The organism is Larkinella terrae, assembly GCF_009668025.1.
Taxonomy (GTDB): Bacteria; Bacteroidota; Bacteroidia; order Cytophagales; family Spirosomataceae; genus Larkinella; species Larkinella terrae.
The window spans coordinates 110,640-122,487 of record NZ_WJXZ01000015.1 but is presented as its reverse complement, the minus strand read 5'-3'; the positions used below and the strand labels follow the sequence as shown (position 1 = coordinate 122,487).

The window sequence follows — 11,848 nt, the reverse complement described above, 5'->3', positions numbered from 1 at the left end:
TGTCCAGGACGGTTCCCGTTTTTTTGTAATCGGAAAGTTTCTATTTTTAAGCGGGCTTAATTAAGAAGACCATTGACGATAGACCATTGACCATTGACAAATTTGCTCTCAATCAACGTTGGTCAATCGTCGATGGTCAATGGACTATCGTCACCGTAAAACCCTTCCTCACATGAAGAAAAAAGTACTCATCGGCATCGCTGTTATCTTCATTGGTATTCAGTTCATTCGCCCCACCAGAAATGAGGGCAGCGCCGAGTCGCCCCAGGATATTACCCACGCCGTTCAGGTGCCGGAACCGGTCATGAAAACCCTGAAGGTGGCCTGCTACGACTGCCACTCCAATCATACCAACTATCCGTGGTATGCCAACATCAGCCCGGTGAGTTTGTGGCTGGGCAACCACGTCGACGAAGGAAAATCCGAGCTTAACTTTTCTGATTTTGCGCAATACGAAAAAAAACGGATGGATCATAAGCTGGAAGAAATCGGGGAGGAGGTGGAAGAAGGACACATGCCGCTGCCAGCCTACACGCTGATTCACCACGACGCCAAACTGGATGAACCGCAGAAACAGCTCATCGTCGAGTGGGCCAAAACCGAACGGGCGCGGTTGGGTTACGTACCCGAAAAATAAAAAGTTGGTGATCTGACGAGCAAATAATTACCGGTTAGTTTGCTCTTTTTGAAGGATATTATCCAAGTAATGTGAATTAGTAAGGTTCAAAATGATCAGATTACTTTAAGCCGCATTCAAAACACGAAAACACACAACCAAAATTTCTAGTATATTTGTTCAGGTTCGCCCCTATCCCTCTGGTCGGTCTTTCTATTTTACCAGTTTAATCGGAAACCGGCTGCTGAAATCCAACGTTAAAGCGAGAAGCTACCTATTAGTTAAGATACATTTTTATGCCACAAGTGAGCTGTTCGTTCTGCGGACGACGGAAAAACGAGGTGACACTCCTGTTATCGGGCATCGATGCCCACATTTGTAATTTTTGCATTGAGCAAGGGCATCAGGTGGTACTGGAAGAGACCAAGCCCAAACGGTCGAACCCCGAAGACCGCCCTACCTTCAACCTCATCAAACCGATGGAGATGAAGAGCTACCTTGATCAGTACATTATCGGACAGGATGAAGCGAAAAAAGTGATGACCGTGGCCGTTTATAATCACTATAAACGATTGATGCAGCCGCCTTCCGACGACGAAATCCAGATTGAGAAATCCAATATTGTCATGGTGGGCGACACGGGAACCGGTAAAACTTACCTGGCCCGGAGTATCGCGAAAATTCTGCAGGTACCCTTTTGCATTGCCGACGCTACGGTTATTACCGAAGCCGGTTACGTGGGCGAAGATGTGGAAACCATCCTGACCCGATTGCTGCAAGCCGCCGACTACAACGTCGAAAACGCCGAACGCGGTATTGTTTACATCGACGAGATCGACAAGATTGCCCGGAAATCCGACAATCCGTCCATCACGCGGGATGTCAGTGGCGAGGGCGTTCAGCAGGCCATGCTGAAACTGCTCGAAGGCTCTATCGTAAACGTTCCACCGCAGGGCGGCCGCAAACACCCCGACCAGCGAATGATTGCGCTCAATACCGAAAACATCCTGTTTATTTGCGGAGGAGCGTTTGATGGCATCGACCGGCACATCGGGAAGCGCGTTAATGCCCGGCCCATCGGTTTTTCGGGCGACCGGCGGCTCAACGATTCCCTGGAGCGGGCAAACCTGATGCGCCATGTTTCGGCGCAAGATTTGAAATCATTCGGTTTGATTCCCGAACTGATTGGCCGACTACCGGTTTTGACGTATCTCGAACCCCTCAGCTCCGAAGCGCTGCGCCGGATTCTGACGGAGCCGAAAAACGCCATCACGAAGCAGTACGCCAAGCTGTTCCAGATGGAAGATATCAAGTTGTACTGGGATGACCTGGCCCTCGATTACGTAGTCGATCAGGCGATGGTCTACAACCTGGGCGCCCGTGGCCTGCGTTCGATCTGCGAATCGATCATTACGGACGCCATGTACGAACTCCCTTCGACGAAAGAAGTAAAAGAATTGACGATCACGGTCGACTACGCCCGGGAGAAATTCGGCAAGTCGTCGCTGCACATATTGCGGACGGCAGCCTGAGCTGACTGCAGTCTGATCTGACGGAATTGACCCCTTTGACGTATAGGGTGGGGTCGGTTCCGTCAGTTTTTTTTGAGAAACAGAACAAATACGGTTTTGGAAAGTTTTGGATACGAAGCAACCTTCATGCTTCATTAAAACCTCAAATAATCCGTATGAAAACATCTTCCCGAAACGTACTGTATGCGTTGATCGCCACGGTTCTCTTCAGTGCCTGTAGCCGCCCTTATGCTACCTATCAGAAAATGCCCGTCGAGCATTTTGCCAGCCAGAAGCCCAAAACCGCCCCGGTTTTGACCACTGAAACGGCGCTCCCGGAAACGGCGCAAACGGTAGCCGTTACTCCTTCCGAATCCCAGCCGGTTGCTGCTCTTTCACCTGCCAGTGAACTGAATCAGGTACAGAAAGCCGTCGACCAGGTAGTTGCCAGCAGCGAGAACAAAGTAGTGAACAACAAGCTGCAAAAACGGATGGCCCGCATTCAATCGATGCTGGGATCACAATCCAGCCAGTCTACGGAGAAAGTGGCTGCCGCCAAAAAGCCAAATCTGGTGGAGAAGCTGATGTTGAAAAACGTCGATAAAAAAATCAAACGGGCTCTGGCACCGAACCATCCCAACGCCCCCAAAGCCGTTAACATCCTTGTAACGATCGGAGCCATCGTTGCGCTGCTCGGCTTGATTTTGTGGCTGGCGACAACGTCTACCGGTATCGGGATAACGTTGCTGATCGCCGGGGTTATCCTGCTCCTGGTCGGCTTGATTGTCTGACGGGCTATTCGATAACGGGCCCGATTTTTCAGATCGGGCCTTTTTGCTTCCAGTGGCGTATAATGACTCTTTTTAGGTGCGCTAAATAAAAAAAGCCTATTGTCTATCGACTTTTTTGCAAAAAAAGAGGTCAAGTTTTGCAGGGATGATAATCATTATGCTTTTTTGCTCCGAATACACATTTTTAATCAAATCTCCTTTTCAAATTTCATGAGAACACTTTCCAAACTGGCAGTGTATTCACTGCTGACTTCAGCTTTACTTAGTGCTTGTAGCCGTCCGTATGCCACCTACCAGAAAATGCCGGTCGAACGTTTTGGCAGCCGTCAGGAAGTTCCGGCGGTTCAGGCCCAACCGACTGCCTCAGACGAAGTGGCGGTTGTATCGGTAGAAGCTCCGGCAGTTTCATCCACCGAGCAGGCAACTCCCATGACTACAGCTGCAGCCCTGAAAAATGTTGAACAGAAATTACAGGAAGCAGTGGCTCGCAATGATAACAAGGTCGCCGGAAGCAAAAAGATCGAAAAGCGGATGGCCCGCGTACAGGCTTTATTGGCCGAAGCCAGCGCCAAAGCCGCTACGACCACCACAACCGATAAAACAACATCAGCATTGACCACAACGCACAAAATGAGCCTGGCGGAGCGGATGATGATGAAGAAAATCGACAAGAAAATCAAAAACTCGCTGGCACCGGATGACGCCAAGGCCATGAGCCGGACGCTGCGCGCCGGGATCATCGTCGGTGTGGTCGGTTTGCTTTTCGCCGTACTGTTCGGTGGCGTATTGGGGCTGCTCGGCGTATTGATGCTGATTGCGGGTCTGGTCCTAATCCTGGTCGATGTGCTCGCTTAACACATTTTAAAAGATTCCCGAAGCCAATTCATTGGTTTGGGTATTGAATAGCTTGGCGTAGTTACCGCTTTCGGGTTGGTAGCTACGCCAAACTGTTTTCGGACTTTCTGGTTACTTAAGAACACCTTCAAACAGCTAACTGATGAGCAATAAACCAGCCATTGTATTGATACACGGACACGGCGTCGATGCCTCCATTTGGGATGCGGTTTACGAGGGTCTGGCTTCGGACCATAGCGTGGTGAAACCCGACCTGTCGGCCCAAACCAGCCACGAAACCATGGAAGCGTACGCCGAGGATCTGTACAGTCTGCTACAAGCTGCTCAGATTCAGTCCTGTGTGCTGATTGGCCATTCGATGGGAGGATACATTGCGTTGGCCCTTGCCGACCAGCATCCCAAACTCGTGAGCGGTTTGGTGTTGCTCAACTCCACGGCTTTTGCAGACGATGAGGCCAAAAAACAGTCGCGGCAAAAAGCGGTCGAGTCCCTGCAGGAGCAGGGTTCCGGGCCGTTTATTGAACAAACCGTACCGAAAATGTTTGGTGAAGATTTTCATCAAAACCATCCCGCAGAAGTAGCGCAGTATGTCGACCGGTTTTCAAACCTGCCCGCCAACGCGCTGAGCGCCGGGATGAAAGCGATGGCTTCACGTCCGGATCGCGTTCAGGTTCTGAAGAATGCTTCTTTTCCGGTTCTGATTATCGCGGGAAAACAGGATCAGCTGGTGCCATATGCCAAAAGTCAGGAACTGATTGCCGCCGTTCCCAACGCTCAAACTGTCGTGCTTGAAAAATCGGGCCATCTGGGTGTGATCGAACAGCCGGACGACGTACGGAAAGCGGTTCAGAATTTCATCTCGAAGCTGTAAAACCGCTGACCGCTTAGTAAATCGTTTCGCCGGTTTTGGGTAATCCGGTTGGATTCCCGGCAACGGACAACCAACTGGCCGTCCGACTTTGAACTTCTACCGTTTTTCCATTGTATAAAAAGCAGGAAGTAAGCCTGCTTTTTACATTTTTAGCAAAGATTTACCACCAGATTGCGTAAAATTGCAGGCCAATAGCCATTCATCTGAAATTCATTAATTCGTTTAATCCCGGTTCAAAATGCTTTTCAACGTCTACCCGCTCTACGACATCGAACCCGTTCGGGCGCAGGGCAGCTACTTATGGGACACCAAGGGTGACCGTTATCTTGATTTGTACGGTGGTCACGCCGTTATTTCGGTTGGTCACACACATCCCAGGTATGTCAGGGCATTGACGGAGCAGTTGAATCGGATATCGTTTTATTCTAATTCCGTACGGATTCGGCAGCAGGAAGAATTGTCGGAAAAACTGGGCGCAATGTCGGGTTATCCGGACTATGCCCTGTTTTTGTGCAATTCCGGCGCCGAAGCCAACGAGAACGCCCTGAAACTGGCTTCGTTTCATACGGGCCGTAAAAAAGTCATTGCGTTTAAAAAGTCGTTTCACGGTCGCACGGCGGGCGCTGTAGCCGCAACGGACAATCCTGCGATTGTCGCTCCGATCAATGCGAATGATCATGTTACTTTTCTGCCTTTCAACGACATAGCCGCAGCTCAGGCTGCGATTACGGACGAAATCTGCGCCGTGATCATCGAAGGTATTCAGGGCGTGGGCGGTATTCAGGTCGCTACCAATGAGTTTTTGCAGGCCCTGCGTCAGAAATGCGACGAGACCGGTGCGATTTTGATTCTCGACGGTGTTCAGTGCGGCTACGGTCGTTCGGGCAAATTCTTTTCGCACCAGTTCAGCGGCATCACGCCCGATCTGATTACGATGGCGAAAGGCATGGGCAACGGTTTTCCGATCGGTGGGGTGCTGATTTCACCCAAATTCAAGGCGACCTACGGTTTGCTCGGCACGACGTTCGGCGGCAATCACCTGGCCTGTACGGCGGGTATTGCGGTTCTGGACATTATGCAGGAGGAAAACCTGATCGAAAATGCGGCTGAAATCGGCGATTACATCATGGACGGCGTTCGCCAGATCGGCGGTTACAAAGACCTGCGGGGCCGGGGTCTGATGATCGGAATTGAGTACGATTTTCCGGTCGAAACCCTGCGCAATACCCTGCTGTTTGAGCATCATATCTTCACGGGCGTGGCGGGGAAAAATACCATTCGGTTGCTGCCCTCACTGGCGCTGGGTCGTGCCGAAGTAGATGTATTTCTGGAGGCTCTGAGCAAAGAAGTGCGCGTAGTTTCTTAACCGCTTTAACCCGACTTTGCTACCCGAAATGACCAATTTTTTAGCGTACGACGACGTAACTGATTTGAATGCCCTCATTCAGGAGGGATTAAATGCCAAACAGAATCCATTTGCCGATCAGTCGCTGGGCCATAACAAAACCATTGGCCTGATTTTCTTCAATTCCAGTTTGCGCACCCGAATGAGCACCCAGAAAGCCGCTCAGAACCTCGGGATGAACGTCATCATGATGAACGTTGGGCAGGATAGCTGGGGGCTGGAGATGGAAGAAGGCACGGTGATGAACGGCGACAAGGCCGAGCACGTCAAGGAAGCGGCCGCCGTGGTCGGAAAATACTGTGATATTGTGGCGGTTCGGGCGTTTGCCGGTTTGCAGGATCGCGAACAGGATTACCGGGAAGTGGTTTTGAATCAGTTCAAAAAGTACGCCGGTGTGCCTATCGTCAACCTGGAATCCGCTACGCGGCATCCGCTGCAATCGCTGGCCGACTGCATCACCATCGAAGAATTCAAGGTCCGGAAACGTCCGAAAATCGTGCTGACCTGGCTGCCACATTTCAAACCGCTGCCGCAGGCCGTTGCCAACTCCTTCAGCGAGTGGATGAATCACCTGGATGCGGAATTTGTAATTGCCAACCCGGAAGGTTACGACCTGGCCCCGGAATTTGTCGGCAGCGCCCGCGTGACGCACAACCAGGACGAAGCGTTTGAAGGCGCCGATTTTATTTACGGTAAAAACTGGTCGTCCTACGAACAATACGGTCAGGTGCTGACCCAGGACCCATCGTGGATGGTGACGATGGATAAAATGCGCCTGACCGACAACGGAAAATTTATGCACTGCCTGCCGGTTCGGCGGAATATGAAAGTGACCGATGAGGTGCTGGACAGCCCGCAGTCGATCGTGATCGAACAGGCGGCCAACCGCGAGTGGTCGGCGCAGGCGGTTTTGAAAGGAGTTTTGCAAGGTTTATGAACAGTCTGATTATCATTAAAATAGGCGGCAACGTCATCGACAATCCCGACGCACTGAAGCAATTTCTGGCTTCCTTTCGCGGGATTGTCGGTCATAAAATTCTCATCCACGGGGGCGGTAAAATTGCCACGCAGGTAGCCGAAAAGTTAGGTATTCAAACCACGATGGTCGAAGGCCGCCGGATCACGGATCAGCCCATGCTCGACGTAGTTACGATGGTGTATGGCGGTTTGGTCAACAAGCAGATTGTGGCTCAATTACAGGCCATTGGCGTCGATGCCATCGGTTTGACGGGCGCAGACGCCAACACCGTTCTGTCGAAAAGGCGAGCCGTTGGCACGATCGACTACGGTTTTGTGGGCGATATCGAAGAAGTCAATTCGGGTCAGATCCAGTATTTTATTCGCCAGAATCTGGTACCGGTTTTTGCACCCCTGACCTACGATCGCACGGGGAGTTTGCTGAATACCAACGCCGATACGATGGCGTCGGCCATTGCGGTCGATACGGCGGTTCGCAACGAGGTGACACTGGTGTACTGCTTTGAGAAGAAAGGGGTGCTGTCGGATCCGGAAAATGACGATAGCGTCATTGCGGAACTCACGCCCAAAAGCTACGCCGATTACAAAAACCGGGGCATCATCAACAAGGGCATGATTCCCAAGCTCGACAACGCGTTCAATGCACTCGAAAAAGGCGTTAAAAAAGTGATCATCTGCCACGCCAATCAGGTGGCCGAAGCGGTGAGCACGAGCGGAGTCGGAACGGTGCTGAGCCTGGGTGTTCAGGAATGAACCACCCGGCGGATGCCGACGTAACGCTGTTGGTAGTAGCTGGCGTGCAGCCAGTCGTAGCGAACCCCGCCGTTCCAGGCCGAATGAATGAACTTGATGCGGTCGCCCACAATTTCGACAATCATGCCGACGTGGCCGATGCTGCTGCTGCGTGAACTATGACCCTTGAAGAAAATCAGGTCGCCGGGTTTAGCTACTTCCTGCTCAATTTCAACCCCCACATTGCTCTGGGCCGCACTCGAATGGGGCAACGTAATTCCGAATTTACTGAAGCAAAACCGGGTAAAACCGGAGCAATCGAAGCCACGGGGTGAAGAGCCGCCGGAGCGATACCGCGAAGAAAGGTATTTTTTAGCGTAGCCAAGAATGTCGTTGACCAACGGAATCCGATCGTAGAAAGCGGTTTCGTTGTGGGTCGTATCGGCCACGGCTGGACGTTTAACCAAGTGGTTTTTAACGATTCTTTTAAAAGGGCGGTGGGCTTGAGCAATGCCAAACGAGACAACGCAGAGCGCCGTCAGGAGCACTTTTCTAATCATAAATTAGTAGGTCAAGTCAAGTTTCGATTTCTAAAAATAGAACCGTTTACTAAAAAATCCAAACAATTTACCGCTTTTGGTATAGTGGTAACAAATAAAAAATGGAAGACTTTTTAGATTGTTCGGATATAAGTGAAGCCGTAATTTATTGAACGTTAGCAAGTTTCGGGACTCGTTAGCTTCTGAAGGCGAAAGAAAAGCTTTATCCGTACTTGTAACCGCTTGATCAATTTAGTTTGACTGTAATTCGAGGAGAATAATCTGCGTCCACTGGTTTTTGCCAGTATTGTCGTCGCTCATCACGACCAGGATTTTTTTGCCGTCGAGGTCTTCTGCCCAGGTCATGGCTTCGACGTTGTCAGGCTGAAAACTGTTGCGGTTGTTAAAATTGAAAGCCGGTTTTTCTTTCTGCTTGACCAGTCGTTTGTTGGTTTCGTCGATCTGGGCTTCGTACAGTTTTGCCGTGACGGTTTTGGTGGCATTCTCGTAGCAGCGTTCCAGAACCAGTAACCGGGTTTCATCGCCGGGAATGGCAATGATTTCTGAAATACCGCCGAGCGCTTCACTCGGGCAAACCTTCCGGTCGATCTCGTAGCTAAACTCCGAGTCGAAAACCACCGAACCGTTGGTTTTTTTGTAGCGGTAGAAATGAATCAGGGAATTATCAACGCGGGCTTCTTCGGTTGATCCGGCTTCGGGAGCGACCCACAGGTAATTGGTCGTTAAAGCCAGAGCCTCAACGCCTTTGTTTTTCTTGACCGGCAGGGAATGGGGCAGCGGAAGTCGCTCAAACGACTCGCCGGTTTGTGGCATGGCGTGTTTCCGATAACCAACAAACGATTCGTTGTTGTTTTCAACGGCAAAAAAGTAAGTGTCCGATGCGGCATCGTAGCGAACCGCTTCGAGGTCGAGACCGGTCTGGAAACTGGAATCCGGCTGGCACGCCCAATCCATCAGTTGATGGATGTTTCGAAACAGGAAATACTGACCGCGATCGCCCGCCAGCTGCCATTCCTGGCGCTGCGGAATATATTCCAGACCGGAAATATTGTGAATGTTGCGGCTGCGGGGAAGCGTCAGGTAATCTTTAAAAGCGAAGGCGACGGTTTGACTTTGGACGGAGCAGAAAAAGAAAAAGCAAAAAAGAATACTCAGCAGGTACTTCATGAATGAACTGATGTTACGGCGGTTGCGAAGAAGGTAAATAAAAAGTCGTTTTTGACCATCGTTTTTCTGTTTCAAGTTACAACTCTTTGGTCTAAAAAGTAGAAATTACTCAATAACGCCTGTTATGAGCTTGCTGAAATGGAGAGAGGAAATCCCGAACTCCCATGATTATGGGATGTTCCGGCATTGAATCGTTGGTTACTTTGCATCCAAATCCTGATACTGCCAATTGCCATGTCGATTCGCGTCCTGATTTACGAAGACAATGTTACGTTACGGGAAGCTCTCTCATTTCTGATCGAAGCTACCCCCAGTTTTGTGTTGGCCGGGGCTTTCGGTGATACGATGCTGGTGGAAAAGCAGGTCGGGGAACTGACACCCGATGTGGTTCTGATGGACATTGAGATGCCGGGTCAGGATGGTATTCAGGCCGTCTTGAAAATTCGTAGGCAGTTCGCGCCGGTGGATGTATTGATGCTCACGGTTTTTGATGATGACGAGCGCGTCTTTCAGGCTTTAAGCGCCGGAGCTACGGGGTATTTGCTCAAGAAAACCGCCCCCGCCCGAATTATGGAAGCCATCAGCGAGGTATACAACGGCGGAGCTCCCATGTCGCCCGCTATCGCCCGAAGAGTATTGCTATCCCTCCGCCAGCCTGCGATTTCCGAAGAAATGGCCCAACTCACCAATCGGGAAACGGAGGTTCTTTCGCTGCTGGCGGGTGGACTGAGTTACAAGCTGGTAGCGGTTGAAGCCGGAATCAGCATTGAAACGGTCCGAACGCACGTGAAGCGGATTTACGAGAAATTACATGTTCACTCCGTCACGGAGGCCATCGCCCGCTACCGGCGCTGAAATTTCGTCCGTAAAAACCTGGCATCGAACGGTTACGGTAGTTCCCCGGCCTGGTTGCGATTGAACACTAATCTGGCCACCCAGTCGCGAAATACGTTGTTGCATGTTGGTCAGACCGTTGCCGGAGCGCCGGAGAAGCGGATCAAAGCCGATTCCATCATCCCGAATAACCAGCCAAAGATCTTCACCCACTATTTGCAGGCTGATCGATACATGACGGGCCTGCGCGTGCCGGATGATGTTGTGCAGAATCTCCTTGTAGGCAAGCAGAAAATCGCGCCGGTGCCGGGTCGGCAGTAAATTGATCGGTAAGTTCTTCTGAAATGACAGCTTCACGTCAACCGGAGTGTATTCAAACATATTGTAGGCGGTTTCTTTCAGGCGCAGATTCAGATGCTCTGTCGAATCCTGCGCCGAATTCAGACTCCAGATGATCTCACGCATGGCCGACATGACGTTCTGAGCGGTTTCGCCAATAGTATTCAGAGCCGTTCGAACCTTATCAGGCTGATCGTCGATTTGCCGGGCGGCTACGCTACTGAGAATGCTGATACCGCTCAGGTCGGAGCCGATTTCGTCGTGCAGGTCGCGGGCAATGTCGTCGCGGATGTGCTGGAGCTGGCGTTGCCTGCGCTCGTTTTCCTGAAGTTGTTCAATTAACTGTTCCTGAAATTGAATTTTATCCCGCTCGGTTTTCCGGTTCAGCAGCGAAATCCCAATCGTAATGCAGATTGTTTCGAGAACCACACCGGTCTGCATCGGGATCATGGGAAAGGTAAACGGCGCATTGGGTTGGCGACTGGCCCAGCCAAATTGGAACATCACCAACCCAAGCAGAGCGCCCGATACGTAAAACAGCGTGCCGGTGATAAAATAAGACACAACCTGCTTCCGCAACCGGAGAATGCGGGGAACGGTTGCCAATGCACAAAAACACACCACATACCGACTCGCCGTGTAGAACGTCTGCTGAAGCGGGCTCGCTGTGTTACCGGTTAGAAAACTGATCGCATCGGTTGCAATCAGGACCAGAGCCAGCGTAGCAATCAGGTTGATCAGCCAAACGCTAACCCGATCGTTCGTCTTCAGATCCATCAACACAATGGCAAACCGCCCGTAGATGATGAATGAAATACACTGGACAACGCTTTCGATCAGCAGCGCCCGGTTGGTCTGCTCCGGCGGAGCATTCGTGTCCAGATAATAATGGCACAGATCATTCAACTGGAAGTAGGCCAGCAGATTGATAATGTAAATGCTGTACCATACATAAAGCGGTTTGCGGTGCCAAACGTACGAAATCAGGATGTACAGCAGCATCATGCAAAGCATACCATCCAGAAAAACGCGCAGGCTTGGGTAGTCGGTCGGCCAATTCATGGGGAAGGGGCTGATGGAAGAACAAGCTACACAAAATTGAGTCCTGAATGTATACCATTTGTTAAAATGCGTAATTCTACGTAGTCAGAATGGGGTTGTTCGGTACCATCATCATGGGATTGATAGG

The 11,848-nt window shown here is 50.9% G+C and carries 12 protein-coding genes; 9 read left to right on the top strand and 3 right to left on the bottom strand.

Annotated features, from left to right (window positions below):
• Nucleotides 1-172 precede the first annotated feature (172 nt).
• From GJJ30_RS29760 to argB, 8 genes are all read left to right on the top strand, one after another.
• Nucleotides 173-637 (top strand): heme-binding domain-containing protein, encoded by a 465-nt coding sequence (locus GJJ30_RS29760; protein WP_154178886.1) that lies wholly within the window; start codon nt 173-175, stop codon nt 635-637.
• A gap of 275 nt (nt 638-912) precedes the next feature.
• Nucleotides 913-2,148, top strand: a complete 1,236-nt coding sequence (gene clpX / locus GJJ30_RS29755) for an ATP-dependent Clp protease ATP-binding subunit ClpX (protein WP_154178885.1) — start codon at nt 913-915, stop codon at nt 2,146-2,148.
• 155 nt (nt 2,149-2,303) lie between these two features.
• Nucleotides 2,304-2,918 carry an AAA family ATPase gene (locus GJJ30_RS29750; protein WP_154178884.1) on the top strand — a complete coding sequence of 205 codons (615 nt, stop codon included), beginning with the start codon at nt 2,304-2,306 and terminating at the stop codon, nt 2,916-2,918.
• Nucleotides 2,919-3,128: 210 nt separating this feature from the next.
• The gene (locus tag GJJ30_RS29745; protein WP_154178883.1) at nt 3,129-3,773 is read left to right on the top strand and encodes a hypothetical protein; all 645 of its coding nucleotides are present in this window, start codon (nt 3,129-3,131) and stop codon (nt 3,771-3,773) included.
• 142 nt (nt 3,774-3,915) lie between these two features.
• Nucleotides 3,916-4,644 carry an alpha/beta fold hydrolase gene (locus GJJ30_RS29740; protein WP_154178882.1) on the top strand — a complete coding sequence of 243 codons (729 nt, stop codon included), beginning with the start codon at nt 3,916-3,918 and terminating at the stop codon, nt 4,642-4,644.
• 238 nt (nt 4,645-4,882) lie between these two features.
• Nucleotides 4,883-6,010 (top strand): aspartate aminotransferase family protein, encoded by a 1,128-nt coding sequence (locus GJJ30_RS29735; RefSeq protein WP_154178881.1) that lies wholly within the window; start codon nt 4,883-4,885, stop codon nt 6,008-6,010.
• 28 nt (nt 6,011-6,038) lie between these two features.
• On the top strand, nt 6,039-6,986 hold the full coding sequence (locus GJJ30_RS29730) for an N-acetylornithine carbamoyltransferase (RefSeq protein ID WP_154178880.1): 948 nt from the start codon (nt 6,039-6,041) through the stop codon (nt 6,984-6,986).
• Complete coding sequence (gene argB, locus GJJ30_RS29725; protein ID WP_154178879.1) at nt 6,983-7,780, top strand: acetylglutamate kinase; 798 nt, start codon at nt 6,983-6,985, stop codon at nt 7,778-7,780. The genes GJJ30_RS29730 and argB overlap by 4 nt, the downstream gene beginning before the upstream one ends.
• Here argB and GJJ30_RS29720 read toward each other — a convergent pair.
• Nucleotides 7,771-8,319 carry a C40 family peptidase gene (locus GJJ30_RS29720; RefSeq protein WP_154178878.1) on the bottom strand — a complete coding sequence of 183 codons (549 nt, stop codon included), beginning with the start codon at nt 8,317-8,319 and terminating at the stop codon, nt 7,771-7,773. The genes argB and GJJ30_RS29720 overlap by 10 nt on opposite strands.
• A gap of 231 nt (nt 8,320-8,550) precedes the next feature.
• Nucleotides 8,551-9,486: an esterase-like activity of phytase family protein gene (locus GJJ30_RS29715; protein WP_154178877.1), complete on the bottom strand. Its 936-nt coding sequence runs from the start codon at nt 9,484-9,486 to the stop codon at nt 8,551-8,553.
• A 234-nt stretch (nt 9,487-9,720) separates the two neighbouring features.
• Between GJJ30_RS29715 and GJJ30_RS29710 the strand changes: the two genes are divergently transcribed.
• Nucleotides 9,721-10,341, top strand: a complete 621-nt coding sequence (locus GJJ30_RS29710) for a response regulator (RefSeq protein WP_154178876.1) — start codon at nt 9,721-9,723, stop codon at nt 10,339-10,341.
• Here GJJ30_RS29710 and GJJ30_RS29705 read toward each other — a convergent pair.
• Nucleotides 10,294-11,721, bottom strand: coding sequence for a sensor histidine kinase (locus GJJ30_RS29705; RefSeq protein WP_154178875.1), 1,428 nt, complete (start codon nt 11,719-11,721; stop codon nt 10,294-10,296). The genes GJJ30_RS29710 and GJJ30_RS29705 overlap by 48 nt on opposite strands.
• Between the last annotated feature and the right edge of the window lie 127 nt (nt 11,722-11,848).

Excerpts from the sequence above, each read along its gene's own strand:
- GJJ30_RS29730 (WP_154178880.1), top strand. The coding sequence starts at position 6,039 with ATGACCAATTTTTTAGCGTACGACGACGTAACTGATTTGAATGCCCTC.
- GJJ30_RS29745 (WP_154178883.1), top strand. The coding sequence starts at position 3,129 with ATGAGAACACTTTCCAAACTGGCAGTGTATTCACTGCTGACTTCAGCT.
- GJJ30_RS29740 (WP_154178882.1), top strand. The coding sequence starts at position 3,916 with ATGAGCAATAAACCAGCCATTGTATTGATACACGGACACGGCGTCGAT.
- GJJ30_RS29710 (WP_154178876.1), top strand. The coding sequence starts at position 9,721 with ATGTCGATTCGCGTCCTGATTTACGAAGACAATGTTACGTTACGGGAA.
- GJJ30_RS29760 (WP_154178886.1), top strand. The coding sequence starts at position 173 with ATGAAGAAAAAAGTACTCATCGGCATCGCTGTTATCTTCATTGGTATT.
- argB (WP_154178879.1), top strand. The coding sequence starts at position 6,983 with ATGAACAGTCTGATTATCATTAAAATAGGCGGCAACGTCATCGACAAT.
- clpX (WP_154178885.1), top strand. The coding sequence starts at position 913 with ATGCCACAAGTGAGCTGTTCGTTCTGCGGACGACGGAAAAACGAGGTG.
- GJJ30_RS29715 (WP_154178877.1), bottom strand. The coding sequence starts at position 9,486 with ATGAAGTACCTGCTGAGTATTCTTTTTTGCTTTTTCTTTTTCTGCTCC.
- GJJ30_RS29705 (WP_154178875.1), bottom strand. The coding sequence starts at position 11,721 with ATGAATTGGCCGACCGACTACCCAAGCCTGCGCGTTTTTCTGGATGGT.
- GJJ30_RS29750 (WP_154178884.1), top strand. The coding sequence starts at position 2,304 with ATGAAAACATCTTCCCGAAACGTACTGTATGCGTTGATCGCCACGGTT.
- GJJ30_RS29720 (WP_154178878.1), bottom strand. The coding sequence starts at position 8,319 with ATGATTAGAAAAGTGCTCCTGACGGCGCTCTGCGTTGTCTCGTTTGGC.
- GJJ30_RS29735 (WP_154178881.1), top strand. The coding sequence starts at position 4,883 with ATGCTTTTCAACGTCTACCCGCTCTACGACATCGAACCCGTTCGGGCG.